The 25,954-nt window shown below is 68.6% G+C and carries 24 protein-coding genes and 1 riboswitch; of the genes, 13 read left to right on the top strand and 11 right to left on the bottom strand.

Translation table 11 applies throughout. From position 1 onward, the window contains the following. Window positions 1-2 precede the first annotated feature (2 nt). The 7 genes from L8G49_RS15445 to L8G49_RS15475 all read right to left on the bottom strand — a co-directional run bounded on the left by L8G49_RS15445 (window position 3) and on the right by L8G49_RS15475 (window position 7,102). Window positions 3-419, bottom strand: coding sequence for a hypothetical protein (locus L8G49_RS15445; protein WP_242186664.1), 417 nt, complete (start codon window positions 417-419; stop codon window positions 3-5). Next, complete coding sequence (locus L8G49_RS15450) at window positions 412-1,740, bottom strand: FliI/YscN family ATPase (protein ID WP_242186665.1); 1,329 nt, start codon at window positions 1,738-1,740, stop codon at window positions 412-414. Before L8G49_RS15450 ends, L8G49_RS15445 begins: the two co-directional genes overlap by 8 nt. A gap of 253 nt (window positions 1,741-1,993) precedes the next feature. Beyond that, the gene (locus tag L8G49_RS15455; RefSeq protein WP_242186666.1) at window positions 1,994-2,731 is read right to left on the bottom strand and encodes a FliH/SctL family protein; all 738 of its coding nucleotides are present in this window, start codon (window positions 2,729-2,731) and stop codon (window positions 1,994-1,996) included. Then, window positions 2,724-3,734, bottom strand: a complete 1,011-nt coding sequence (fliG, locus tag L8G49_RS15460; protein ID WP_242186667.1) for a flagellar motor switch protein FliG — start codon at window positions 3,732-3,734, stop codon at window positions 2,724-2,726. The genes L8G49_RS15455 and fliG overlap by 8 nt, the downstream gene beginning before the upstream one ends. Beyond that, on the bottom strand, window positions 3,731-5,470 hold the full coding sequence (gene fliF / locus L8G49_RS15465; protein ID WP_242186668.1) for a flagellar basal-body MS-ring/collar protein FliF: 1,740 nt from the start codon (window positions 5,468-5,470) through the stop codon (window positions 3,731-3,733). The genes fliG and fliF overlap by 4 nt, the downstream gene beginning before the upstream one ends. Window position 5,471: 1 nt before the next feature. Beyond that, window positions 5,472-5,828, bottom strand: coding sequence for a flagellar hook-basal body complex protein FliE (gene fliE, locus L8G49_RS15470; RefSeq protein WP_242138272.1), 357 nt, complete (start codon window positions 5,826-5,828; stop codon window positions 5,472-5,474). Next, window positions 5,825-7,102, bottom strand: a complete 1,278-nt coding sequence (locus tag L8G49_RS15475; protein WP_242186669.1) for a sigma 54-interacting transcriptional regulator — start codon at window positions 7,100-7,102, stop codon at window positions 5,825-5,827. The genes fliE and L8G49_RS15475 overlap by 4 nt, the downstream gene beginning before the upstream one ends. Before the next feature lie 235 nt (window positions 7,103-7,337). On the opposite strand from L8G49_RS15475, the gene L8G49_RS15480 reads away from it, so the two are divergent. Next, the gene (locus tag L8G49_RS15480; protein ID WP_242138274.1) at window positions 7,338-8,180 is read left to right on the top strand and encodes a flagellin; all 843 of its coding nucleotides are present in this window, start codon (window positions 7,338-7,340) and stop codon (window positions 8,178-8,180) included. Between the two features lie 245 nt (window positions 8,181-8,425). Here L8G49_RS15480 and L8G49_RS15485 read toward each other — a convergent pair whose 3' ends face one another. Then, window positions 8,426-9,220, bottom strand: coding sequence for a glutaminyl-peptide cyclotransferase (locus tag L8G49_RS15485; protein ID WP_242186670.1), 795 nt, complete (start codon window positions 9,218-9,220; stop codon window positions 8,426-8,428). Beyond that, window positions 9,217-9,780, bottom strand: a complete 564-nt coding sequence (locus L8G49_RS15490; RefSeq protein WP_242186671.1) for a helix-turn-helix transcriptional regulator — start codon at window positions 9,778-9,780, stop codon at window positions 9,217-9,219. Before L8G49_RS15490 ends, L8G49_RS15485 begins: the two co-directional genes overlap by 4 nt. Before the next feature lie 97 nt (window positions 9,781-9,877). On the opposite strand from L8G49_RS15490, the gene L8G49_RS15495 reads away from it, so the two are divergent. Continuing rightward, window positions 9,878-10,354, top strand: coding sequence for a DUF6456 domain-containing protein (locus tag L8G49_RS15495; RefSeq protein ID WP_242186672.1), 477 nt, complete (start codon window positions 9,878-9,880; stop codon window positions 10,352-10,354). 21 nt (window positions 10,355-10,375) lie between these two features. On the opposite strand, the gene glpK is transcribed toward L8G49_RS15495, so the two are convergent. Together glpK and L8G49_RS15505 are read right to left on the bottom strand one after the other, a co-directional pair. Next, entirely contained in the window at window positions 10,376-11,863 is a 1,488-nt protein-coding gene (glpK, locus tag L8G49_RS15500; RefSeq protein ID WP_242186673.1) for a glycerol kinase GlpK, read from the bottom strand. 28 nt (window positions 11,864-11,891) lie between these two features. After that, window positions 11,892-12,701 (bottom strand): MIP/aquaporin family protein, encoded by an 810-nt coding sequence (locus L8G49_RS15505; protein ID WP_242138279.1) that lies wholly within the window; start codon window positions 12,699-12,701, stop codon window positions 11,892-11,894. A gap of 117 nt (window positions 12,702-12,818) precedes the next feature. On the opposite strand from L8G49_RS15505, the gene L8G49_RS15510 reads away from it, so the two are divergent. The 11 genes from L8G49_RS15510 (at window position 12,819) to L8G49_RS15560 (ending at window position 25,943) form a co-directional block, all read left to right on the top strand. Continuing rightward, window positions 12,819-13,181 carry a hypothetical protein gene (locus L8G49_RS15510; protein ID WP_242186674.1) on the top strand — a complete coding sequence of 121 codons (363 nt, stop codon included), beginning with the start codon at window positions 12,819-12,821 and terminating at the stop codon, window positions 13,179-13,181. A gap of 146 nt (window positions 13,182-13,327) precedes the next feature. Continuing rightward, window positions 13,328-13,437, top strand: a riboswitch (TPP riboswitch). A 149-nt stretch (window positions 13,438-13,586) separates the two neighbouring features. After that, window positions 13,587-15,815: a TonB-dependent receptor gene (locus L8G49_RS15515; protein WP_242186821.1), complete on the top strand. Its 2,229-nt coding sequence runs from the start codon at window positions 13,587-13,589 to the stop codon at window positions 15,813-15,815. A gap of 4 nt (window positions 15,816-15,819) precedes the next feature. Beyond that, entirely contained in the window at window positions 15,820-16,962 is a 1,143-nt protein-coding gene (locus L8G49_RS15520) for a phosphotransferase (RefSeq protein ID WP_242186675.1), read from the top strand. Further along, the gene (gene pnuC, locus L8G49_RS15525; protein ID WP_242186676.1) at window positions 16,962-17,567 is read left to right on the top strand and encodes a nicotinamide riboside transporter PnuC; all 606 of its coding nucleotides are present in this window, start codon (window positions 16,962-16,964) and stop codon (window positions 17,565-17,567) included. The genes L8G49_RS15520 and pnuC overlap by 1 nt, the downstream gene beginning before the upstream one ends. Window positions 17,568-17,952: 385 nt before the next feature. Continuing rightward, a complete protein-coding gene (locus tag L8G49_RS15530) occupies window positions 17,953-18,564 on the top strand; it encodes a sugar transferase (protein WP_242138283.1) in 612 nt (203 codons plus the stop codon). A gap of 34 nt (window positions 18,565-18,598) precedes the next feature. Then, a complete protein-coding gene (locus L8G49_RS15535; protein WP_242186677.1) occupies window positions 18,599-19,753 on the top strand; it encodes a glycosyltransferase family 4 protein in 1,155 nt (384 codons plus the stop codon). Next, the gene (locus L8G49_RS15540; RefSeq protein ID WP_242186678.1) at window positions 19,750-20,886 is read left to right on the top strand and encodes a glycosyltransferase; all 1,137 of its coding nucleotides are present in this window, start codon (window positions 19,750-19,752) and stop codon (window positions 20,884-20,886) included. Before L8G49_RS15535 ends, L8G49_RS15540 begins: the two co-directional genes overlap by 4 nt. Beyond that, complete coding sequence (locus tag L8G49_RS15545) at window positions 20,883-21,857, top strand: glycosyltransferase family 2 protein (RefSeq protein WP_242186679.1); 975 nt, start codon at window positions 20,883-20,885, stop codon at window positions 21,855-21,857. The genes L8G49_RS15540 and L8G49_RS15545 overlap by 4 nt, the downstream gene beginning before the upstream one ends. Beyond that, window positions 21,854-22,465, top strand: a complete 612-nt coding sequence (locus L8G49_RS15550) for a polysaccharide biosynthesis/export family protein (protein ID WP_242186680.1) — start codon at window positions 21,854-21,856, stop codon at window positions 22,463-22,465. The genes L8G49_RS15545 and L8G49_RS15550 overlap by 4 nt, the downstream gene beginning before the upstream one ends. Window positions 22,466-22,470: 5 nt before the next feature. Further along, the gene (locus tag L8G49_RS15555) at window positions 22,471-23,775 is read left to right on the top strand and encodes an outer membrane beta-barrel protein (RefSeq protein ID WP_242138288.1); all 1,305 of its coding nucleotides are present in this window, start codon (window positions 22,471-22,473) and stop codon (window positions 23,773-23,775) included. 5 nt (window positions 23,776-23,780) lie between these two features. Beyond that, window positions 23,781-25,943, top strand: coding sequence for a polysaccharide biosynthesis tyrosine autokinase (locus L8G49_RS15560; protein WP_242186681.1), 2,163 nt, complete (start codon window positions 23,781-23,783; stop codon window positions 25,941-25,943). The last annotated feature ends 11 nt before the right edge of the window (window positions 25,944-25,954 follow it).

Genomic DNA, 25,954 nt, shown 5'->3' on the forward strand with positions numbered 1-25,954 from the left:
GTTCAGCAAGGATCGTGCCGGATCACGCGCGCGGGCGGCATCGCCTCCATCTCGCGCAATTCCTTGAGCGCCGCCTCGGCATCCGCGCGCGCGATCAGTTTCTCGATCGCGCTCTGGTCGCGGCGCGCCTCGCGCGTGGCTTCGGCGGCGCGGGTGGCGACCGCTTGCGCGACACGCAGGCGGCCCTCGGCGGCTTCGGCGGAGCGGTGGAGGCGTTCGCGGAAATGCGCGGCGGCGCCGAGCGCGGACGCGCCGATTGGCGCGACCGTCGGCGCGACGTTCTCGGACAGCTGGACGATGCGGCCGTGGAGCGTCGTCTCGGCGTGCGCCTTGTCGCGCGCACGCGCTTCGTCGGCCTGGACGAGCCCGAGTTGCAGCGTGCGGACGCGCAGCAGCCGGTCGAGCTTGGACTTAGGCATCGCCGAACACGCCGATCAGTTCGATCGCGGAATCGCCGAGCGAGATGGTCTCGTCCGGATCCTGCTTGATATATTCGAGCACCGCCGGGTGGCACGCGATCGCGGCGTCGATCGCCGGGTCAGCGCCCGAGCGATACGCGCCCATCAGCACGAGATCGCGATTCTCCTCATAGGTCGCGAGGTGGCGGCGCAGCACGCGCGCGGCGCGCTGGTGCGGTTTGTCGACGATGTCGGTCATCACGCGGCTGACCGATGGCCCGAGGTCGATCGCGGGATAGACGCCGCGTTCGGCGAGTTGCCGCGAGAGCACGATATGCCCGTCGAGGATCGAGCGCGCGCTGTCGACCACGGGATCGTTGCCGTCGTCGCCATCCGCCAGCACGGTGTAGATCGCGGTGATCGACCCGCCGCTGTGGACGTCGACGCCCGCGCGTTCGATGAGGTTCGGAAGCATCGCGATCGCGGACGGTGGATAGCCGCGCGCGGAGGCGGGCTCGCCCAGCGCAAGCCCGATCTCGCGCCCGGCGTGCGCGACGCGGGTGAGCGAGTCCATGATCAGCAGGACCTTCTTGCCCTCGGCGCGAAACGCCTCGGCAATCGCGTGGGTGCGCAACGCGCCGCGGATGCGCAGCACCGGCGAATGGTTGGCGGGCACCGCGACCACCACCGAGCGCGCGAGCGCCGCGCCAGCGACCTTGGTTTCGAGGAAGTCGGCGACTTCGCGGCTGCGCTCGCCGATCAGCCCGATGACGACGACGTCTGCTTGCGCCGCGCGGACGATCATCCCGAGCAGCACCGACTTGCCGACGCCCGAGCCCGCCATGATCCCGATCCGCTGGCCCTGGCCGACGGTGAGCAACCCGTTGATCGCACGAACGCCGACGTCGAGCGGCTCGAGCACGCGCCCGCGATCGAGCGGCGACTGCATCTTCCCCGCGAGCGGCCAGCGCCCGGCACCGCGGATCGGGCCGAGCCCGTCGATCGGCTTGCCGGTGCCATCGACCACGCGCCCGAGCAACGCCGCGCCGACCTCCGCCTCGCCCGGCGCGCCGAGCGGACGGACCGGCGCTTGCGGCAGGAGCGCGGCGGGGCCGCCGAGGTTCATCAGCAGCGTGCGCCCGTTGCGGAAGCCGATCACCTCGGCCTCGACTGCGGCGGTGCGATCCCCGACCTGGCAGACCGTGCCGACGGGGACGGTGAGGCCGACCGCCTCCATCAGCAGGCCGTCGAACGAGGCGAGGCGGCCCGAGACCTTGGGGCGCGGCGTGAAATCGGGGACGACGAGCGCGTCGAGATAGTCGCCGGTGAAACGGTTCAGCATGTGGCGGGACCTTGGGCGGGCGGGGCTTCGACTGCGCTCAGCCCGAACGGGTTAGAGGGGGTGCTCTCGTGCGGAGCGGGTCGAAGTGCCGGGACGAGGCCCTTTCCATTCCCGTTTGCCCTGAGCGAAGTCGAAGGGGCCCGTGCAGCAGAAAGCGAGGTGTGTGGTCCGGGCAGGGCTTCGACTTCGCTCAGCCCGAACGGTTTGGGGGTGCGTGCGACACGTGCGGCACGACCTGACAAAGACCGAGCCATCAGTGCGTCGGCACCGCGACGCGGTCGATCGCCGCGCCGAGCTGTTCGATCCACAATTCGGGGCCGTCCTCGACGATCGTCGACGCGCTTTCCAGCAGGAACGATCCGCGCGTGATCGCCGCGTCGCCGATCGCGAAGACCTGCTTGGGCAATTTGCCCTCGAGCAGCGCGACGTCCGCGGGGTTGACCCGGAGCATCGCGGATTCGGTGCCGTCGCTGAGCAGATCCGCCGCGGAATCGATCCGTCGTGCGAGCAGCTCGGGCGAAATCCCGACTTCGCCGACGATCTGCGTGACGAGGAACATCACGGTCTGGCGCAAGCGGCGCGCGGTCGCCTCGCGGTCGAAGCGTTCGCCCGCCTGAAGCGCGGCGGCGAGTTCGGTCAGCAGGCGGTGGTCGCGCTCGACGTTGGCGGCGACTTCGGCAAGCGCGGCGTCCATGCCCTCGGCATAGCCCGCCGCGTGTGCCGCCAGCACCGGATCGACGAACGGCGTCGTCGGCGTGGCCTCGGCATCGAACGGGTCCCAGCCCTCGGTCGGATTGGCATCGGGATCGGCGGGGGAAAAGTGGCGCGGCCCCTCGGGCCTCGCCGCAAAGACGACCGGCCCGGCACGGCCACCCGCGCGTTCGCGGAGATCCGCCGCGGCGAAGCCCCCGACGCGCGGTGCGAAGGCGGCTTGCAGGGCATCCGCAATCCCCTGGCTGCGCGGCGAGAAACCGGCGACGAACTCAGACATAATCGTCCTCCCCGCCACCCATCTGGATCGTCCCGTCCTTGGCGAGATTGCGCGCGATCTGGATGATGATCTTCTGCGCGTCGAGGACTTCGGACAGCTTCATCGGGCCGCGCGATTCCATTTCGTCGCGGATGCCGTCGGCGGCGCGGCTCGACATGCAGCCGAGGAAGCGCGCGCGGATGCTTTCGTCGACGCCCTTCAAGGCGCGCGTCAGCACGTCGCTGTCGATGTTGCGGATCAGCGTGCCGAGATTCTTGTCGTCGAGCTCGAGCAGATTGTCGAAGACGAACATCGCCTCCTCGATCGCCTTCGCGACGTCGCGGTCGATCTTGAACAATTTGGGCATGACGCGCAGCTCGGTCGCCTTGCGCCCGCTCGACAGGATCTTCGCGGCGTCCTTGGTCCCGCCGAGCGTGACGCCCGCCTGCGCCTTGCCGGTGCCGGTGCGGTTGGCGAGCATGGTCTTGAGCGTCTCCACCGCCTCGGGCGTGATTGGCCCTAGTCGCGCAAGCCGGTGGAGGATGTCGGGCTGGATCGCATCGGGCATCATCTCGAGGACTTGCGCCCCGATCGTCGGGTCGAGATTGGCGATCAGGACGGCGGCGATCTGGGGGTGTTCCTTGTCGATCATCGCGGCGATCTCGCCGGCGTCGAGCCAGTCGAGCAGGTCGAGCTGGCACGCGTCCTCGACCGGCACGATCCGCGCGAGCACGCTGTCGGCCTTTTCCTGGCCCAACGCGCGCGTCATCACCGCCTCGATCCGCGGGCGCGGGTCGAAGCCGATCGCGGTACGCTCGCGCGCGTGGCCGACGAAATCGTCGAGCACGTCGGCGACTTCGGCTTCACTGACGTCCGCCACTGCGAACATCGCCTTGCCGAGCTGGCGGACTTCCTCGGGATCGAGCTTCTGCAGGATCGCCGCGGCTTCCTCCTCGCCGACGAGCATCATCAGCACCGCGGCACGTTCGACTCCGCTATAGCTGCGGACGACCGCGGTGCTCATGACTTGATCATGTCGCGGACCGCGAGCGCGGCGCGCGCGGGATTGTCACGGGTGAAGCCACGGACCATCCCGATCCGCTCGTCATAGCTGCGCGCGCCTTCGAGCGCGTCGATCGTGACCGGCTCGCCCGTTTCCGGGCCTGCGGGCCCGCCGCCCTGCGCTTCGCCGAGCAGGTCGCGCGGCTGGCCGGTCTGGCTGGCGGCGGTGTCCTCGCCCTTCTTCTTCGAGATCGCCTTGACCAGCGGCCGGACGCCGAGCAGCAGCACCAGCAGCGCGACGACGATCGCGGTGAGGTTGCGCGCGACGACGGGGAGCCAGCCCGCCTCATACCAAGGCTGCTTGTCGTCGAGCGCCGACGCGCCCGCGAACTTGCGGCTGATGACGGTGACGACGTCGCCACGCTGCTGGTTGTAGCCGACCGCGCTTTGGACGAGCTGGGTGATCTGCTGGATCTCGACCGTCCCGCGCGGCTTGCCGGTCTCGGGATCGCGGAGCAGCACCGCGACCGACAGATGCGAGATCGCGCCGGGCGCGGTGCGGCTGACCGACACTTCCTTGCCGAGATCATAGGCGCGCGAATATTGGTCGCTGGCCTTGAGCGCATCGCTGACCGCACCGGCCGCTGCGGCGGCGGGACCGGTTGCCGCGCCGGGGGCGGCGGCAGCGGGAGCACCCGGGGTCGGCGATGCCGTCGGCTGCGGCGCGGTAAGCGTCGAGGCGGGCGGCGGGGTGTTGGACAGCGCGCCGGGGATGCCGCCGGGGGCCTGCCCGCCGTCCTTGCCGTTGCTGGTCCACTGGCCCTGCTCGACGCGCAGCGTACCGGCCTTGTCGTAGCTTTCCTTGGTCGCCTGCGTCTCGTTGAGGTCGACGTCGGCCTGAACTTCGGTCGTGAAATTGCCCGCGCCGATCAGCGGGGTGAGCAACTGGACGATCTGTGCGCGATACTTTTCCTCGACGCGGCGCTGGAGCGCGATGCGCTCGTCGCTCGCCGCGCTGGTGGCGCTTTCGTTCGCGCCCTTGGTGAGCAGGCCGCCCATCTGGTCGACGATCGTGACGTTTTCGGGCTTCATCCCAGGCACCGACGAGGCGACGAGGTTGATGATCGACGCGACCTGCGCGTCGCCGAGACTCCGCCCGGGCTGGAGCTTGACGATCACCGAGGCGGACGGCGCGGCATTGTCGCGGACGAACACCGAGGCTTCGGGGGTGGCGAGATGGACGCGTGCCTCGGCGATCGCGTCGATTTCCTGGATCGAGCGCGCGAGTTCGGTCTCGCGCGCCTGGCGGAGGCGTTCGCCCTCGACCGCGCGCGAGACGCCCATCGGGAGATTGTCGAGGATCTGGTAGCCGCCGGGCGCCGCCTTTGGCAGGCCCTGGCCTGCGAGCAGAATGCGCGCGCGCGAGAAGTCTTCCTCGTTGACGGTCACCGCGCCGGTCGAGTCGTCGATGTGCGACTTGATGTTGGCGGTGGTCAGCGCGGTCGTGACCGCGCCCTTGTCGGCATCCGACAGGCCGGAGAACAGAGTCTTCTGCGTCGGGGTGGCGAGCATCATCCACGCGGCGGCTGCGGTGGCGAGCAGGCCGACGAGCAGGACCATCGGCAAGCTGCGACGGACCGCGGGCTGCGCGAGCAGGCCCTGCATCTGCGCGAGCGGATTGGCGAACCGCTCGGGAACAAGCGACGCGACGCCGCTGGGGAGCTGCGGCTGGGGCGAGGGGGTGAGGGCGTTGCTCATGTCAGACCGGCATGCTCATGATGTCCTTGTAGGCGGACAGTAATTTGTTGCGGACCTGCAGCGTCGCCTCGAACCCGACCGATGCCTGCTGGCGTGCGAGCATCACCTTGGCGATGTCGACGGTCTCGCCGCGCTCATAGCTTTCGCTGAGCTTGGCGGCCTGCGTCTGGCCCTGGTTGACGTTTTCGAGCGCGGTTTGCATCGTCGTGGCGAAGCTTGCGGGCTTCGTCTCGGCGACCGGGGTTGCCGCAGGCGTCGCGCTGGCACGCGCGAGCGCCTGGTTGCGCTCTAGAATCTGCGCGCGGAGCGCCATGACGCGGTCGATCCCGCCCGCGCCGCCAATGCCACCTACGCTCATGCCGACACCGCCGTGCGGTCATGCGCGCGGATGATGTCGTCGCCTTGTTCTCGCGCCTTGGCCAATCGGTAGCGCAGGGTGCGTTCCGAGATGCCGAGCCGCTTGGCGGTCTCGATCCGGCTGCCGTTGCACGCGGCGAGCGTTTCGCGGATCGCCTGGAATTCGTGCATCTGGACGATGTTGCCGAGCGTGGCGGGCGCATCCGGCGCGGTGACCGCGATCGTCGCGCGCGCGCTCGGGCGGTCGAACACGATATGCTCGGGCAGGATCGTGTCGCCGCCAGCGAACAGCAAGGCGCGCTGCAACACGTTCTCGAGCTCGCGGACGTTGCCGGGCCAGTCGTGCTGCGACAGCAGGTCGATCGCCTCGGCGCACGGCCAGGGGATCGTCGTGCGGTTGCCCGCGTGCCGCAGGATCAGCGTCGCGACGAGCGCAGGGATATCCTGCACGCGATCGGCGAGCGGCTTGGTCGTCAGCGGGAAGACCGACAGGCGATAATAGAGATCCGCGCGGAAACGCCCCGCGGCGACTTCGTCCTGCAGGTCGCGGTTGGCGCTGGCGATGATGCGGACGTCGATCGGCTGCGGCGTGGTCGCACCGATCGGAATGATCTCGCGCTCCTGCAGGGCGCGGAGCAGCTTCGACTGGAGCAGCAGCGGCATCTCGGCGATCTCGTCGAGCAGCAGCGTGCCGCCGTCGGCCGCGCGGAAGAAGCCCTCGCCGCCCGACGACGCGCCGGTGAAGGAGCCCTTCTGGTGGCCGAACAGCAGTGCCTCGAGCATCGTCTCGGGAAGGGCGGCGCAGTTGATCGCGATGAACGGCTTGGCGGCGCGGTTGGATTTGAGGTGGATCGAGCGCGCGAGCACTTCCTTGCCGGTGCCGGTCGGGCCGTTGATCAGCACCGTGATGTCGGCGGTGGCGACGCGCTCGGCGAGCGTGTGGAGCGCGAGACTCTCGGGGTCGGCGGCGGTCGGCATCTCGGGCTCGGCGAGGAGCGCGCGGACGAAGCCCGCGCCGACCGCGGCGTCGGTCTCGTCATAGGACACGAAGGCCGGGCTGCCGTCGCGCGACGGCACGATGGCGCGGCTTTCGTGACCCAGGATGACGGTGCGTGCCGAAACCGGCGGGGTTTCCCCGGCTGCGACGAGGTAGAACTCGCCCGGCGCACGCTTGCCGTCCTCGAACGAACCGATCGCAAACCCTTGCGCGCGCAGGCACGACACGAGCGCGTAGTGCTGGCGAAGAATCGCGGCAGATGGAACGATGGTTCGCATGGAAACTCCCTGTTGATTCGGGGAATGCGGCCTGCGTAGTAAATTCCGCGTTAAACCGGTCGCCAAACCGGCAATATTTTTCCGCTTTGCCGCCCGATAGTTGGCGGCACCGACACAAATGCGAAAAAGTGCGCCGCAGCGCTTAAAGCCGCGACGGAATGGTCGTTACCATCTCTGGCGGCTCGGCTCTCCGATAGGGGGCGGCGGGATTGCCGGACCTATTTGGAGACCATCAATGACCGTCATCGGAACCAACGTCGCCTCGCTCAAGTCGAGCAACGCATCGAACGCCGCCAACACCGCGCTGCAGACCAGCATCGAGCGCCTGTCGACCGGCAAGCGCATCAACTCGGCCAAGGACGACGCCGCCGGTCTGGCGATCGCCACCTCGCTCGGCGCCCAGATCAAGGGCCAGAACCAGGCGATCCGCAACGCCAACGACGGCATCGCGCTCGCGCAGACCGCCGACGGCGCGCTCGGCGAAGCGACCAACATCGTGCAGCGTATCCGCGAACTCGCGGTCCAGTCGGCGTCGGGTACGTATCAGCAGAGCGATCGCGACAACCTGCAGACCGAAGTCGGCGAACTGCAGAAGCAGCTCACCAACCTGACCGCGACCAAGTTCAACGGCGTTGCTCTGTTCGGCACCACTGATACCAAGATCGCGATCCAGACCGGGTCGTCCTCGGCCGACCAGACCACCCTCACGATCAAGGGGCTCAACCTTGCAGCGGTAGAAGCCGTCGACATCTCGACGGTCGGCACGGCGGGCACGGGCTCGCCGCCAACGGGTGGCACCGGCGCGCTGGGTGCGTTGGACGACCTGGACACCGCGCTCAACGCGGTCAACACGACCCGCGCGTCGATCGGTGCCGGTGAAAGCCGCCTGAGCTCGGTCGTCAACACGCTGACCTCGAGCGTGTCAAACCTGACCGACGCGAAGAGCCGGATCGAAGACGTCGACTTCTCGACCGAGACGACCAGCCTCGCCAAGGCGCAGATCCTCAGCCAGGCATCGACCGCGATGCTCGCGCAGGCGAACCAGTCGCAGCAGGGCGTGCTGAAGCTGCTCGGCTAAACCGACCGGTCCCGTCGCCCGCCCCCCTATCCAGGGCGGCGGGGCCGACCGGGCCATCCCGCGCGCATTCCATTTTGGACAGCACCGCGCGCGGGGCGGTCTCGAACAACCCCGGTGGTCGCGCGCGCGATCGCCGGGGTTTTTTGCGTGCACGGCCGGGCGCCTGCCGCTCCTGGCACTTCACCCGTTGAGGCCCTTCCCCGGCCTTCGCCGGGAAAGTGCCTCCAGGAAGCAACGCCGGATCCTCAGCGCGGGCGCTTGATCTCGAACAGCGTCGGCCAGTTCTTGCCGGTCACGTACAGCCGGTGCGCGACGCGGTCGTAGGCGATGCCGTTCGGCACCGAATCCCGGTCCGTCAGCGCGACCCTGGCGACCAGCGGCGACACGTCGATCACCCCTACGACCCGGCCGTTGGCTGGGTCGATTCGCGCAATGTAGGGCGTCATCCAGATATTGGCGTAGATCTGGCCGTCGACATATTCGACCTCGTTGAGCTGGTCCACCGGCCGGCCATTGGCGGTGACCGTCAATCGCCGCACGACTTTCTGCGTGACCGGGTCGAGGAAGCGCAGCACGGGCGTCCCGTCCGACAGGATCAGGTTGCGCCCGTCGTCGGTCATCGCCCAGCCTTCGCCAGTATAGGAGAACCCGCCGGTCCGCTTGAGGCCCGGCAAGCTCCACTTGTATCCTTGCCCGCCATGCCAGGTGACGCTGAGCAGCTGGTTCCGCCAGGCGACGATCCCCTCGCCGAACACCTGCGGCGCGAGCCGGACGCTGGCGAGAACGCGACCGGTCTTGAGATCGACGCGACGGATGTCGGACTGCCCCTCCCGCCCGGTGCTTTCATACAAGGTGCCGCGGTCGATCAGCAGGCCTTCGGTAAAGGCGCGCGGATCATGCGGATAGGTGGCGACGATCTCCGCCCGGGTCACCGGCAACGGGGAAGCCGCCGACGCGGCGACCGGTGCGGGCGCAACGGCGTCGGCCACCGGCGCCGGGGGCAGCGACAGCGCTGCGGCAAGAAGAAGCGATGCGATCATAAGGGACGAACCAATCGAACAGCGGTTGCGATCCAAGGCGGATCGGTGACGATCTGCTGCCGCGCGCCAGCGCCGAGCGGCAACAGGTGGAGTTTGCTTTCCTCGCGCCCGATCAATCGGCCGAACAGATAGCGGCCGGCGGGGCGGGGCACCAGCACGTCCCGGTTGAGCGCGCGGGCGAAACCTTCGGGTGGCAGGCGTTCGCACCAGATCTCGTCGCCGGCGCGATAGTCGCCGATCCCCGCGACCACCCGGATCGCGATATGATCGGACGATGCGACCGGCGGTGCGATCGTCGCGGCCTGTCTGGGCGCCTGGACGCCGTTTGCATCCAGCACGGCCGCAACCGGGATGTCGGGACGATCGGGCAACCGAACGAGATCCGCGGCGCGCACCCCCAGCGCATCCGCGATCCGGTTGAGCCAGCCGACCGACACGGTCCGCGTCCCCGTTTCGAGCCGCCCGATCGTCTGCGCGGTGGTCGGCGGCACGCACGCGCGCGCGACGTCGTCGAGCGTCATGCCCTTTGCCCGCCGGACTTCCCGGATCGCGGTGATCATGACCGGTCCTTGTTGTGAGCAAACCAAATCGGTTTCTTACTGTCCTACATCCGTGCCTTCGTGGCAATCCCCCGACGACTCGAACGGGAGACGAAAGATGCGCGAACTGGTGGAACGGAAGGTCGACGCGCGGGGGGTGACGGAATCCGCGGGGCTGGAACGGGGGCGGGGCCGGGGCCGCAGCGTCACCGTCAATCTCGCCGAATCGCCGCTTGGCTGGTTGCGCGCGCGGGGGCTGGTCGATGCCCGCCAGTTCGAGGCGGGGGAGCGCCTGCGGGCCGATTACGAACGCGCCGCCCTGGCACCCTCGGTCACGATGCGCTGGAGCGAACGGGTCGATGGCGGCGGCGGCGACAGGCTCGACCCGACGCTTGCGCAAATCGCGGCGAAAGCCCGGTTCGACGCCGCCCTCCACGGCGCGGGGCGGGGATTGGGCGACGTCTTGTGGCGGATGGTGTGCGCCGGGGAAGGGCTGCCCGACATCGAACGGACGCTCGGCTGGCCGCAACGCAGCGGGCGGATCGTATTGACGCTCGCGCTCGACCGGTTGGCGGATCATTATGGTCTGGCGTGAGCGTCCGGCCTTGGAGTGGCGCTAGGCGTTCTGGCGGGAGCCAGTGCGGCCGAGCGCTTCCTGCCACCCCTCCATCAGCGCGGCGCGCTGGTCGCTGCCCATCGTCGCGCTGAAGATCCGTTCTTCCTTCCAGGCGGCGGCAATGTCGTCCGGGCCGTTCCAGATCCCGACCGCCATCCCGGCCAGAAACGCCGCGCCGGCGGCAGTCGTCTCGATGTTCGCGGGACGGACGACGTCGGTGTCGAGCACGTCGGCGAGGAACTGGCAGAACCAGTCGTTCGCGGCCATCCCGCCATCGACGCGGATCTGCCGGGCATCGCGGGCGCCGTCGGCGACCATCGCGTTCATCAGGTCGGCGGTCTGATAGGCAACCGATTCGAGCGCCGCGCGCGCAATGTGCGATCCGGTGGCCGCGAAGGTCAGCCCGGTGATGCTCGCGCGCGCGTTCGGATCCCAATGCGGCGCGCCCAGCCCGACGAAGGCGGGCACCATATAGACGCCGTCATTGCCTTCGAGCTTGGTCGCCATGTCGTTGGTATCGGCCGCGCGGTTGATCAGGCCCAGCCCGTCGCGCAGCCATTTCACCGCCGCCCCGGCGACGAAGATCGATCCTTCCAGCGCGTAGGTGATCTCCCCGTCCAGCTGGTAGGCGATGGTGGTGAGCATGCCGTTCTTGCTGACCACCGCCTCCTTGCCGGTGTTGAGCAGCACGAAGCAACCGGTGCCATAGGTCGACTTGGCGTCCCCCCGCTGGAAACATGCCTGGCCGACGACCGCGGCCTGCTGGTCGCCCGCCATCCCCCCGATCGGGACGCTGTGGCCGAGCAGGTCGGGCGTCGTCTCACCGAAGATCGTGCTGTTGTCCTTCACCTCCGGCAGCAGGCTTTCGGGAATATCGAGCATTTTCAGCAGTTCGGCGTCCCAAGCGCCTTTGTGGATGTCGAACAGCAGGGTACGTGAGGCGTTGCTCGCGTCGGTCGCATGTACCTTGCCGCCGGTCAGCCGCCACAGCAGGAAGCTGTCGATCGTCCCGAAGGCGAGTTCGCCGCGTTCCGCGCGCGCGCGGACGCCGTCGACCTCGTCGAGGATCCACTTGAGCTTGGTGCCCGAGAAATACGGATCGAGGATCAGCCCCGTCCGCGCACGGACCAGTTCCTCATGGCCATCGGCCTTCAACTGCGCGCAGAGCGCGGCGGTGCGGCGGTCCTGCCAGACGATCGCATTGTAGACCGGCTTGCCGGTCGCGCGATCCCATACCACCACCGTCTCGCGCTGGTTGGTGATGCCGATCGCGGCGACCTTGCCGCCGTCGGCGGCGGCGGCTTCCGTCAGCGTGTCGACGGTGTCGCGCCAGATATCCTCGGGATCATGCTCGACCCAGCCGGGCTGCGGATAATGCTGCGCGAATTCGCGCCGCACCGTCTGACGCGGAACGCCATCGGTGCCGAAGGTCATGCTGCGGGTGGAAGTCGTGCCCTGGTCGATCGCCAGGATGATAGTGTCGCTCACGCGTCGCTCTCCATGTCTGTTGTCGGGTTTATTGCGGGCCGGCGAGCGGCTTGTCGCGCGGCAGGAACGGCCGGATCAGCAGATGCTGCGTCCCCCCGCCGATCACCGCGCCGATGAACGGCCCCGCGATCGGCACCCACCAGTAATTGTCGACGCCGGGGAAGGCGGATGTGTCCCACCCCATCAGCCACGCGAACACGCGGGGACCAAGATCGCGCGCCGGGTTGATCGCCCACGCCTCGAGATACCCCATCGACGCGCCGATCAGCGCGACGAGCAGGCCGATGACGATCGCGCCGAAATTGGCTTGGGGCGCCATGGTATTGAATTCGTCGGTGATCGCGAAGATCCCGAACACCAGGATGGCGGTCAGGATGATCTCGTCGATGAAGCCCTTCATCGTCGTGACCGCAAGCCCGGGCGCGGTGAAGAACACGCCGCCCGCGCCGCCGCCGGCGCGCGTCAGGTGCTGCGTCGCGTTGAAATGGTCGATGACGTTGTAATAGAGCGCATAGACGATCGCGGCGCCCAGAAACGCGCCGACCAGCTGCGCGCACCAATAGGGCACGACCTTCTTCCACGGGAAACCGCGATAGAGCGCCAGCGCGAGCGTGACCCCCGGGTTGGCGTGCGTCCCCGACACCGCGCCGGTAACATAGATCGACAGCGACACCGCCATGCCCCAGGTCATGCACACGCCCCAATAGGCGGTCTTGTACGGGCTGGGGTCGTACAGCGTGTACATGCCGGCGACCGACAGGCCGAAAGTCATCACGATGCAGATCGCGACCGCTTCGGAGATCAATTCGCCGAGAAAGGCTTTGCGCTGTGGTTCCATGCGGCGAGCTTACCGCTGATCGCGTCGCACTAGCAAACGGTATGCCCGTTCCTCACCGCTGGCGCACGCTTCGAGCCGCCGTATAAACGCCTGGTGGCAACAGGATTGGACGTACAGTTGGCAAAAGCGGTTTCGAAGGCATGGGATGGCGCGACGGTTCGCAAATGGCTCGACAGCCGCGTGGTCGCCGCACGGTCCGAGCAGGTGTCGGCCGAGCGGGGCGGTCGCGATCGACAGGACGATTGCGACAAGGCGGCGGCGGAGGAAATGGTCTGCGCGCTGCTCAAGGCCAAGGGCGCCACCCCGACCCAGGCCGAGGTGCTCGACGCATTGGCCGCGCTGTTGGACCGCGCGGAGTTCGTCTGGGCCGGTGTCTATAACGATACCCGCTTCGATCGGCACGTCCGTGCCTTCGCCAAGAAGGTGGTCAGGATGGCGAAGGCCTCGGACGGTTTTGAAAACGTTGCGCATTATCAATGATGCGCGTGCCGGGAGGGGGTTGCGACCCCGGCGGTCGTCCGCGCGTGGCGCCCGTGCTCGCCCCGCATGCGAGCGGCCGTCGAGCGCCGGAGCGACGGCTCCTTGGCTGAATACCCCTTTCCACGCCCGATCTTACCGCCTAAGTCGCGGCTTCCCCGGGGGGCCGCTGATGTGCGGCTGAGAGGTGGGCAGCAGCCCACGACCCGCTGAACCTGATCCGGCTAACACCGGCGTAGGGAGGGTTGGCGGCAGGTCCCGTTGTCCCCCCATGAGGAGTGACGACGGACGATGGCGTATCTGTTCCCCCGGCTTGCACGCGACCCGTCCCGCTCTCCCCTGCTCGACCGTCAGGGTGCGCTGCGCCTGGTGGTGCTGGTATCGACGGCGCTGCTCGCCACTCCGGCGATGGCGGCACCCCCCGTGACCGACAAGGACGGTCCGGGCGACATCGTCGTGACCGGCCGCCCCGATCCCGAGGGCCTGCTGCCCGACCAGAGCGTTCCCAAGCAGCAAAGCGCGCTGTCCGCCGACTTCATCGCCAAGCAGGCACCCACGCAAAACGCGTTCCAGCTGGTCAGCCTGCTGCCCGGCGCGAACGTCGCGTCGAGCGATCCGTATGGCCTGTCGACCAGTTCGAGCCTCACGCTGCGCGGGCTCGGGCAGGACGAGATCGGCGTGCTGATGGAGGGCGCGCCACAGAATGACATCGGCTATTATTATGCCTATCCCGCGCAATTCGCCGATGCCGAAAACCTCAAGCAGATCACGCTCGCGCAAGGGGCGGTCGATCTCGAAGCGCCGACCCTGGGCGGGGCCGGGGGGCTGCTGTCGCTGGCGCTCGACGACCCCACGACGCACCCGCGGGCGCAGGTCGATCTGTCGCTCGGCACCTACGCGGCGCGGCGCGGGTTCGTCCGGCTGGATACGGGGCGGATCGGGACGACCGGGTTGCGCGCGTTCCTGTCCTATTCGAACACGCGCGCCGACAATTGGCGCGGGGCGGGGTTCGACACGCGGCAGCACGTCGATGCCAAGCTGCTGGACGAATGGGGCAACGGCAATCGCGCGAGCCTGGCCGTGTCGTTCAACGACGCCAATTCGTCGACCTATCCGAGCCCGACCCTGGCCGAATGGCAGGCCGACGGGCGCGGCTTCAATTATGACCGCGACTATACCGCCGGCGACACCAACTACTGGCGATTGTACCGCGCGCCGTTCCGCAACGTGTATCTCGTGGCACCGGTGCATCTGGTGCTCGGCGACGGACTGGCGTTCGACAGCACCACGTACCTCCAGTTCGGCTACGGCAACTCGCCCTATGGCACGCAGCTGGCCACGACCGGCAATTTCCTCGGGACCGAAGCGCTCGCCGATCCGATCGCGCTTCCGGGCGCGGTCGACGGGGAAGCGACGGTGCTCGGCAATTTCACCGGGAAGCAGTTTCGCGGCGGTACCGTCGCCAAGCTGACGGCGGACGTGGGCAGGCATCGGCTCACCGCCGGCCTGTGGTTCGATTATGGCACCGACCGCGTGCTGCAGACATACACCGCGATCGACGCCGCCGGGAATCCGGTCGACCGCTGGGGCTATCGCGACAAGGCGATCCGCACCGCCGATGGCCGGCTGCTCGCCTATGAGAACGAGCGGACCGTGACCGTGACCAAAGGCTTTTTCGTCGCCGACACGCTCACGCTCACGCCACGGCTGACGGTGGACGTCGGGTTCAAGGGCGTCGACGTCCTGCGCAACGGACGCAACGATCTGCCGGGACCGCAGTCGGACGTGCGCTTCGACAGTTTCGCCGCGCTGCCGCGCGCTGCGGTGCATTATCAGCTCGACCGGCGGCAGCAGCTGTTCGCTAACGTCACCACCAACTTTCGCGCGCCGAACGAATATACGCTGTACAACGTGTACGACGGCGGCGCGCTGACGACGCAGGGCACGACCGCGCTCAAGAACGAATATTCGGTATCCGAGGAGCTTGGCTATCGCTTCATCGGCACCACCCTTTCGGCAACGGTCACGGCGTTCCACTATCGGTTCCGCAACCGGCAGCTGGCAACGGTGATCGATCGCGGCGGGGCGCAGATCAATTCGACGCTTAACGCGGGACGGCAGACGTCCTCCGGCGTCGACGCGGAGATCGATTATCGGCCCGCGGCTGGGGTCAGCGTCTATCTTTCGGGCGAATATCTCCACGCGCGCCTCGACGACGACCTGCCGATCGGCGACGATGTCCTGCCGACCCGCGGCAAGCAGGCAGTATCGAGCCCGACGTTCCAGCTCGGCGGAGGCGGGACCTATGACGACGGCCGCTTCTTTGGCAGCACCGCGGTGAAATATGTCGGGCGGCAATATGCCAGCTTCATGAACGACGAGCGCATCGCGGGGTATGCCACGCTGGACCTTTCCGTCGGCGTGCATCTCGCGCGCTGGCTCGACGGCAAGCGCACCGACGTGCGGGTCAATGCGATCAACGCGACCGATCCGCACGTCCTGTCCGGGGTGCAGGCGGTCAGCACCAACGCGCGCGACACGATCGGCCGCAACGGTACCCTCATCGCGGGCAGTCCCCCGGCCTATTACGTTGGCAGCGGGCGAGCGGTCATCGCGACCGTGTCGCGGGTGTTCTGAGCGAATGGCATCGTCCGCCCCGCATCAGGTCCATGGCATGGGCACCGCCATGGAGGCGCCGACCTGGCCCGCGATCACCCCGGAAGAAGCGACCCTTGCGCTCGCCCGCTTCCCGTCGGCCGGGACGATGATCGCGCTCGACTGGCATTCGCCGCGGCCCTTTTCGGCAGCGACGCTGCTGCGCACCACGGCGGGTGCGTTCTTCCTGAAGCGCCACCACCATCGTTTGCGTTCGATCGCCGGGCTGGCCGAGGAACATCGCTTCATCGCGCATCTGGCGCGCGCGGGGTTGCCGGTGCCGGAAGTGATGCAGACCGCCACCGGCGGCGGTGCGACCGCGCTGGGCGAATGGCGGTACGAACTGCACCGTCGGGCGTCCGGGGTGGATCTGTATCGCGACCGCCTGTCCTGGACGCCCTTCCTGTCGCCCGCGCATGCGCACGCCGCCGGGGCCGGCCTCGCGCGGCTGCACGGGGCGGCCCACGGCTTCGACGCCCCCGCGCGGCGGCCGCAACCACTGGTGGCGAGCTTCACCATCCTGCCCGCCGCCGATCCGCTGGCGGCGACGGAGGCCTATGTCGCGGCGCGTCCGGCCCTTGCGGCATTTCTGGCGGGGCGCGCATGGCAGCGTCAGCTCGCGCCGGTGTTCGCGCGCCTGGCCGGGGGGCTGTCGGCGCGGCTGCGCGACCAGCCGTCGCTGTGGACGCATAACGACTGGCATCCCTCCAATTTGTTGTGGGCGCGCGACGGGACGGTTGCGACGACCTTTGACTTCGGTCTCGCCGATCGGACCTGCGCGCTCTACGATATCGCGATCGCGATCGAACGGAGCGCGGTCCAGTGGCTGGACCTGGGGCAGGGCGCCGACGATGCGATCGCAAGCGCGGACGCGGCGCGCGCCGTACTGGCCGGTTACGCCACGGTGCGACGGCTCGGTCGGGTGGATCGCGAAACGATCGTTCGCCTGTTGCCGCTCGTCCATCTCGAGTTCGCGCTGTCCGAAATCGAGTATTTCAGCGGCGTGCTGGCCAATCGCGATCATGCGATGCTGGCGTGGGACGGATATCTGCTGGGCCATGCGGAATGGTTCCTGTCGCCGCCCGGACGGGATTTCCTGCGCCGGATCGACGGAAGCGATCTCCGCTGATGTCGCTGCTCGAGGTCGCCGCCGTGCTGGTCAGTTTCGTCGCGATCTGGCTGACCGCCGCGCGCCGGATGCTGTGCTGGCCAATCAATCTCCTGGCCTGCGCGCTGTATTTCAAGCTGTTCCTGGATGTCCGGCTCTATGCGGACATGGTGTTGCAGGCGCTGTTCGGGATTGCGATCGGCTATGGCTGGATCGCCTGGGCCGCGGGCAAGGACGCTGCCGGCGCGGTGATCGTCCGGCCGCTCTCGCCCCTGGTGGCAGCGGCGGGGCTGGCGACGGGCGCGGTGGGTGGCATCGGGATCGGCTGGATCACCAGCCGTTATACCGATGCGGCGCTCCCCTGGATGGACGCGGCGCTCAGCAGCTTCAGCCTGGTCGCGCAATATTGGACCGCGCGGCGCCACAGCGCGAGCTGGCTGCTGTGGATCGTGGTGGATGTCCTCTACGTCGGGATGTTCGTCTTCAAGGGGCTCCTGCCGACCGCGGGGCTCTACGCCGCGATGGTCGGTCTCGCCGTGCTGGGGTTCATTCGCTGGCGCAACGCGCAACGCGCGTCCGGTGCCGAATCGCGTGCGGAACCCGCGCGCGGCGATTCGCACGCCTGATCGCCACGAAAGGGTTGCCGATCGCGCCGGGGATATGCCCAGCATCCGCGCGGATGCGCGCGAAACGATCATGTCGCGGCCAGAGTCGCGGCAGGCGCGGCCAACAAATGCATAATAAAACGCACCAGCCAAGCTCGCACCGAATGCCAGGATTTCCGCCGCTTTTCGACGGTACAATGCGACGAACAGTCCGAAGGGCAGGGCAGTCGGCGTAAACTATGCTTTGCAAGTAAATGATTTGTCTGCGATATTGCGTTGCAGCAAACACACAGTATTAAAAGGCGCAGCCATGGCTTTTTATGGCGACGTGCGTGCCCGATTTAGGGCGCGTTCACGATCGGACGACCTGCGTTTGCGGACCGGAAAATTCGGTCTCAGGCCGGGTATGGACCGCAATCTTTCCCGGTTGCTCGACGTGATTTTGTCGGCGGCGGCCTTTGCCATCCTGCTGCCCGTAATCGCCTTGATTTGCATAGCGATCACGATCCAGGACGGGGGGTCTCCCGTGTTCGTCCACCGCCGCATCGGGCGTGGCGGCCGGATGTTCCCGTGCCTCAAGCTGCGCACCATGGTGCGCGACTCGGAGAGCCGCCTGCGCCGGCACCTCGAGGGGAATTCCGCCGCGCGCGCGGAATGGGCGCTCGACCAGAAGCTGCGCAACGATCCGCGGATCACGCCGCTCGGGCAGTTCCTGCGCAAGTCGAGCCTGGATGAACTGCCGCAGCTGCTCAACGTCGTCTGCGGGCACATGAGCCTGGTCGGCCCGCGGCCGATCGTCCCGGCGGAGGCCGCGCGCTACGGGCGCTACATGCAATTCTACTGCAACGTGCGGCCCGGCATCACCGGGCTGTGGCAGGTCAGCGGGCGCAACGACGTCAGCTACCGGCGGCGCGTCGCGATGGACACGGTCTACAGCCGCACCCGCTGGGTCGGCGGGGACATCCTGATCATGCTGCGGACCGTTCCGGCGGTCATTGCCAGCAAGGGTTCGTTCTGAAGCCCCGATCTCCTTTTCTTGTCAGGATGGTATCATGACCCCTCGGGTTAAGGGGCAGGCCGCGCCGTCGGTCCTGCTGGTCGATCCCTCGCTGTTCACCGCGCCCTATGACGCCGCGCTGTCCGCCGGGCTGACGGCGAGCGGCGTCCAGCCCAGCTGGGCGACCCGGAGTCTCCGCGTTCAGGAGGAGGATCTGCTGGGCGCGACGCCGACGCTGCCGTTCTTCTACCCGCGCACCGACGGACCCAATCGGCGCGTCGGCGCAGGCTGGCGCGTGGTGAAGGGTCTCGAGCATGTCGCGGGGCTGCGGCGGCTGACGCGCGAGGCGGGCCGGTTCGACGTCGTCCATTTCCAATGGGCCGCGGTTCCCATGCTCGATGTGCGCGCGGTGCGCCGGATCCGGCGCGAGCGTCCGGTGGTGCTGACCGTCCACGATATCCAGCCGTTCAACGGCCGCGCGGTCAGTGCCGCGCAAAGCCGTGGCTATGATGCGACGCTCGCGGCGTTCGACCGGCTGATCGTCCATACCGAACAAGGCCGGGCCGCGTTGCTCGCGCGCGGGCTGGCGGCGGCGCGGATCCATGTCGTTCCGCATGGCATCCTCCCGCTGCGCGCCGCCGCGCCGGAAGCGCGCGCCGACGACGGCCGCTGGCGTGTCGTGCTGTTCGGACGGTTGCAGGCGTATAAGGGCGTCGACGTGCTGGTCGAGGCGCTGGGCCTGATCGACACGAGGACACGCGCGCGGCTCGAGGTGATCGTCGCGGGCGAAGCGCAGCTGCCGGTCGAGCCGCTGCTGGCGCGCGCGCGCATGCTCAACCTGGGCGCGAGCTTCACCGTGCGCGAAGGGCGGCTTTCGGAGGATGCGATGGCCGCGCTGCTGCGCAGTGCCGATGCCTTCGTCTTTCCGTATCGCACGATCGACGCGAGCGGGGTGCTGCATCTCGTCGCCGACCTCGACCGCTGGCTGATCGCGAGCGACCTCGGCGCGTTCCGCACGATGATCGGCGACGCCCCAGGCGCGGGCGAGCTCGTCCCGCCGACCGATGCGAAGGCGCTCGCCGCCGCGCTCGTCCGGTCGATCGGGCAAACTCCGCAGGCCCCGCTTGCGACCGGGCTGCCCGGCTGGGCGCAGATCGGCGCGATGACACGGGCGGTCTATGAGTCCGCGCTCGCGGAGCGTCGACCATGAGCCGCACGCTGCTGATCCTGCAGGACAGCCCGGATTTCGGCGGGCATGAGGCGATGTTCCTGCGCTTCCTGCCCAACCTCGTCGAAAACGGCGGGTACACGCGGATCGTCCTGCGGCACCCCACCGCCAACGCGACGCTCGCCGAACGGCTGCGGCCGTTTCATTCGGACCGGTTCGACGCGACGCCGTGGCGCTTCGCCAAGCGCCGCGCCGAACCGTATCTGGCGGGCTTCCGGCATCGGTACGCGCAGGGCGTCCGCGCGTTGTTCGCCGAGCTGCGCCCCGCGGCGACCCTGCTGCTGCAGGGGCGGGTCGAGAATTGCGCGGTCCCGCTGCTCGCCGCGCCGCGCGACAGTTTCCTCGTCAGCTACGTCCCGATGGCGCACCGCATGGCGGAACTCGGGCGTCGCGCGGTCCCGGGCGACTGGGTCCGTCAACGGCTGTACCGTCGCCCCGATCGCTTCATCGTGCCTGGTCCGGCGGTCGTCGCGCAGGTCCGCGCGGCAGGCGGTCGCGCGCCGATCGTGGTTGCGGACAATGTCGTCGCGCCGCCGCCCGCGCCGGCGCGCGCCCAGTCGCGCGCCGCGCTCGGCATTGCCGAGACCGCGCGGGTCGCGTTGTTCCTCGGGCGGCTAGACGTCCGGCAGAAGGGGCTCGATACGCTCGCCACGGCGATCCGGCGGGATGTGGCGCGGCTGGCGGGCTGGACCTTCCTGTTCGTCGGTTCGGGCGAGGGCGAGGCCAGTCTCGCGCGCCTGCGCAACGATCTGGCCGGGCAGGTCGACATCCGCTGTTCGCGCTGGACCGACAGCCCGCATGCGATGCTCGCCGCCGCCGATCTGTTGCTGATGCCGTCGCGGTGGGAAGGTGTCCCGCTCGTGATGCTCGAGGCGATGACCTACGGCATCCCGATCCTCGCCTCGCAGATCGACGTGTTCGAGGATTACCTCCCCGCCGCGAACCGCGCGGATTTCGCCACCGTCGAGCTTGCCGGCGCGATGACGCAGGTGCTGTCGCCCGCCGTCGCGGACGCCTATCGCGCGCGCGCCGGTGCGCGGCTCGCGCAGACCGACCTCCAGCGCTCGAGCGCCCGCTTCGCCGATGCGCTCCGCCCGGGAAGGGTCGTCGCATGACCGCCACCGTCATCATCCCGACGCTCAACGAGATCGCGCACATCGGTCCATTGCTCACCAAGCTGCTGGGGGAGCCCGCCGGTGTCGTCGGCGAGATCCTCGTGGCGGATGGCGGCAGCCGCGACGGCACGCGCGAGGTCGTGTCGGGCTTCGCGCGGCGCTGGAGCCGGGTGCGGCTGATCGACAATCCCGAGCGGATCCAGGCGGCGGGCGTCAATCGCGCGGTAGCGGCTGCGGATCCGCGGTTCGAGACGATCGTGCGGATCGATGCCCATGCGCTCTACCCGGCCGACTATGTCGGGCAACTGTTGCCTTCGCTCGCGGCGAGCGGCGCGGATTCGGTCGTCGTGCGGCTGACGACCCGTGGGCATGGCGGGTTCCAGAGCGCGGTCGCGATCGCGCAGAACAGCCGGATCGGGACGGGCGGCTCGACGCATCGCATGGGTGGCGCGTCGGCGTGGGTCGACCATGGCCATCACGCTGCCTTCCGGCGGACGATGTTCGAAGCTGCAGGTGGCTATGACACCAGTTTCGAGGCGAACGAGGATGCCGAACTCGACGCGCGGCTGCGCGCGCTGGGCGGGCGGATCTGGCTCGATACGACGATTCCGGTGATCTATTATCCGCGCGCGACGCTGGGTGGACTCGCCAAACAGTATTTCCGCTATGGCTCGGGTCGCGCACGCACGATCATCAAGCATGGCGAGCGGTTGCGGCTGCGGCAGCTGCTGCCGCCTGCGGTCACGCTGGCGGTCGGTTTCAGCCTGGTCGGGGCGGTGCTGGTGCCGGCGCTGCTGATCGTGCCCGCGATCTATGCGCTCGCGCTGGGCGCGGCGGCGACGGTGTTCGCGGTCAAGGAACGCGCGCTGGTCGCGCTGCTCGCCGCGCCCGCGCTGGCCACGATGCACATCGCCTGGGGGGCCGGATTCCTGTGGCGCAAGGCGCTCCAGACCAAGGTAGGAAATCTATGATCGGCACAACGACGCGACGTGGACCCGGGCGTATCCCGCCGAAGCGCCCAAGCCGCGCGCTGGTCGCCGGGCTCGGCGCCCTGCTTGCGCTGTCGGGATGCGCCGCGGACATCGCCCGCTCGGATCCCGGCGCGGCGCCGGCGGTGGCTTATGTCTACCGGCTCGCGCCCGACGATCGCGTGCGCGTCAACGTCTATAACGAGGCGGGGGTCAGCGGCGAATTCGCGGTCAACAGCGAAGGCAACGTCTCGATCCCGCTGGTCGGCATGATCCGGGCGCAGGGGCAGACGATCGGCGAATTCTCCGACAGCCTGACCAAAACGCTCCAGACGCGCTATTACAAGACCGCGCACGTCGCAGTCGACCTGATCGCCGCGCGTCCGATCTATGTGCTCGGCGAGGTCAACAAAGCCGGGCAGTTTCCGTATCAGGCCGGCATGACGGTGCTCGGCGCGGTGGCGACGGCGGGGGGCTTCTCCTATCGCGCCAACCAGAAGACCGTGATGATCCGCCATAATGGCGAGGCCGCGGAACAGCGCGCGCCGCTGACGGCCGAGCTGAGCGTCCAGCCGGGCGACACCGTCCGGATCCGGGAGCGGAACTTCTAGCGCCGGTGTCGCAGCGCGCGCCCCGATGGTTCCGCCACCTCGCCCGCGTCGGTCTGCAGGGCAGTGCGCTGCTGTGTCCGCAGCTGGCGCGGGCCCAGGAGACGCCGTTGCTGCCCGAGGAAAAGCCGCAGATCGACAAGCGCTACACCGCGGTGCTCGAGCGCGTGCAGCCGGGGTATGTCCCGCCGGACATTCCGCTCGGCAGCTTCCGGATGGCGCCGTCGATCGCGCTGACGACCGCCTATGACGACAATATCTTCGGCACGCAGGCGGACCCGGTCGCCGACGCCTCGCTCCACCTCCAGCCGCAGGTGCAGCTGCAATCGCAATGGTCGCGCAACAGCCTGAGCCTCGACGCGCAGGGCACGATCGACCGATATCTCGCGCGCCACAGCGAGGACATCGCGGATTATTCGGTCACCGCGCGCAGCGTGGTCGAGCTCGACCATGCCACCACGCTGACGACCGCGGTGCGCGCAGAAAGCGACCACCAGTCGCGTTTGTCGCAGGACATCTTCTCGCAGACGCTGCGGCCGATCTATTATACGCAGCAGTCCGGTGCCGCGGTGCTCAGCCGCGACTTCGGCAAGTTGCGCCTGTCCACGACCGCGCGGGTCGCGCGGTTCGACTTTCGCGATGGCCGGCTCGTCGACGGGACGCTGTCCGACCAGCAGCCGAGCGACAACATGAGCTACCGCGCCGGCGTCCGCGCATCCTATGCGCAGACGCCCTCGATCGCCTGGTTCACCAGCGCGAGCTACAACGTCCGCCGTTTCCGCACGGGCAACCTGCAGACGCCCAAGCGCGATTCGCAGGGTTTCGAACTGCTCGCCGGGGTCACCTTCGAACCCGCCGCGTTGATCCGCGGGAGCATCGGCATCGGTTATATCCAGCAGCGGTTCCGCCTGCCGTTTTACACCAACATCGGCGGGGTCGGGTTCAACGCCAGCGTCCAGGTCTTCCCGACGCAGCTGACCACGGTCACGCTGCGCGGTAACCGGTCGGTGCTCGATTCGGGGATCCCCGGCTCGGGCGGGTATCTGTCGACGCGCGGCAGCGTCCAGGTCGATCACGAATGGCTGCGGCAGCTCATCCTGTCGGCATCGCTCAGCTACGAAAACAATCGCTTCAACAATCTGGCGCGGGTCGACGACCGCATCGGCGCGCAGGCCAGCGCGACCTACCGGATGAACCGCTTCGCATCGCTCAAGCTCGGCTACGCCCGGCTCGACCAATCCTCCAACGGCACGGACCGATATCGCGCGTTCAAGGACGACCGCGTGACGATCGGCCTGACGCTGACAAGGTGACCGCCATGGACGACCTCAGCCTCCCCCCGACGCCCGCAGAGTCGCCGCAGCGCGGCCGGATCGGTGCCGCGATCGGCGATCCGATGGACGGCATTCGCCGCGGCGTCGCCGTGTTGCGGCACCGCAAATGGTTCGCGATCATCATGTTCCTGGGCGTGCTGATGCTGGTGCTGGCATACGGGCTGACCCGCACCAAGCTGTACACCGCGACCGCGAGCATGGTCGTCAACTCGCGCGAACTGAACGTGTCGGAAAAGGACAAGGAAGTCCTCCCCGGCCTGTCGACCGCGGACAATGCAGTCGACACCGAGGTCGAGATCCTGCGGTCGCCCGCGGTCGCGCTCGGCACCGTCCGCGCGCTCAACCTGGTCGACAATCCGTCGTTCGCCCCCAGCCTTGGCAAGGCGGTCGGTTCCGACAGGGAAACCGCCGCCACCGGCATGCTGCTCGGGGCGATCAAGATCATGCGCCCGGGCACCTCGAGCGTCGTCTCGATCGCCTATACCGCGCCCGATCCGATGCTCGCCAAGGCGGTCGCGGACCAGATCGGGCACCAGTATCTCGCGGTCAAGGAAGGGTCGCGCCGCGCGGCGGTCGAACAGGTCGCGCGCGGGCTCGGCTCCGAACTCGATACGCTGCGCGTCCAGCTCGAGGCGGCGGACACCGCGGTCGCGCAATATCGCGCGCAACACGCGCTGTTCGACAGCCAGGGCGCGACCTTCACCCAGCAGGAACTCTCGCTCTACAAGCAGCAGCAGGCGGTCGCGCAAGCCGCGCTGGCCGATGCGCAGGCCAAGCTCAGCACCGCGCGCGGCCAGTCCCGCAAGGGCGGCGCGGGCGGGGTCGGCGCGGTGCTGCAGTCGCCGGTCGTCCAGCAGCTGCGCAACCAGCGCGCGCTGGCGGCGGCGAGCTATGCCGACCTGCAAAGCCGGTATCAGCCCGACCATCCCGACCTGATCCGCAGCCGCGATCAACTCGCCGCGCTGGACAAGGCGATCGGCGCCGAGACCGCGCGCCAGCTCGCCAGCCTCACCGCCAATGCGCAGATCGCGCGCGACCAGGTCGCCAATGCCGCCGGGATCGTCGCGCAGACCACCGGTACGCTCGCGAGCGACAACAACGCGTCGGTCCAGCTCGCGCAGCTGCAGCGAAAGGCGGACGGCTTTCGCGCGACTTATCAGGCGCTGCTCGCGCGCAAGACGTTGATCAGCAGCCAGGCGCTGGTGGCGGACGAGGATGCGCGGATCTTCTCGCCCGCCGCATTGCCGCTACGGGCGACCTCGCCCAACAAGCCGCTGATCGTGCTGATCGCGCTCGCGCTGGCGGGGATCGTGGCGGGCGCCTCGGTCTGGGTGGTCGAGGCGTTCGACCGCAAGCTGGTGTCCTCGGCCGATATCGAGCGCAAGCTCGGGCTGCCGCATATTGCCAACGTGCCCGAGATCGCGTCGATCCTGCGCGCCGGCGACCAGGCGGTGTCCCCGGTCGATTATCCGGTCGCGCATCCCATGTCGCTCTATGCCGAGCAATTGCGCGCGATCCGGTTGGCGCTGGTGCGCAAGGGGCGCAGCGGGATGACGAGCGTCGGCATCACCTCGGCCCGCCCCAATGAGGGCAAGACCACGCTCGCAATCTCGCTGGCGCGGGTCGCCGCGATGGCGGGGAGCCGGGTGCTGCTGGTCGACGCGGATATCCGCCGCGCCTCGGTCTCGCGGATGCTCGGGCTCCCGCGACATGCCGGGCTGGTGCAGGTCCTGCGCGGGACGGTGCGGCTCGAGGAAGCGCTGATCCACGATGCGGCCAGCGGCATGCAGGTGCTGCCGGCGGGCGACATGGCCGGCAATGGCCAGGATCTGTTCGGCGCGGGCCATATCGATGCGCTGCTGGCCCAAGCCGAGACGCGGTTCGATCTGGTGATCTTCGATGCGGCGCCGGCGCTCGCCGTCGCGGATGCGCGGCTGCTGCTCCGCCAGGTCGACGAGGTGCTGATGGTGCTGCGCTGGAACGATACGCCGCGGCACACCGCGGCGGCGACGCTCAAGCGGTTGCGTGCGCTCGACATCGAACCGCTCGGCGTGGTCGCGACCCGGGTCGACATGCGCGCCTTGGCCGCCTTCGGCCACGGCGATGTCGATCGCAACCACGCCGATTACGGCGCTTATTATGCCTGAGGCGACCGGAC

The sequence above is a fragment of the Sphingomonas sp. CARO-RG-8B-R24-01 genome (assembly GCF_022662295.1).
GTDB lineage: Bacteria > Pseudomonadota > Alphaproteobacteria > Sphingomonadales > Sphingomonadaceae > Sphingomonas.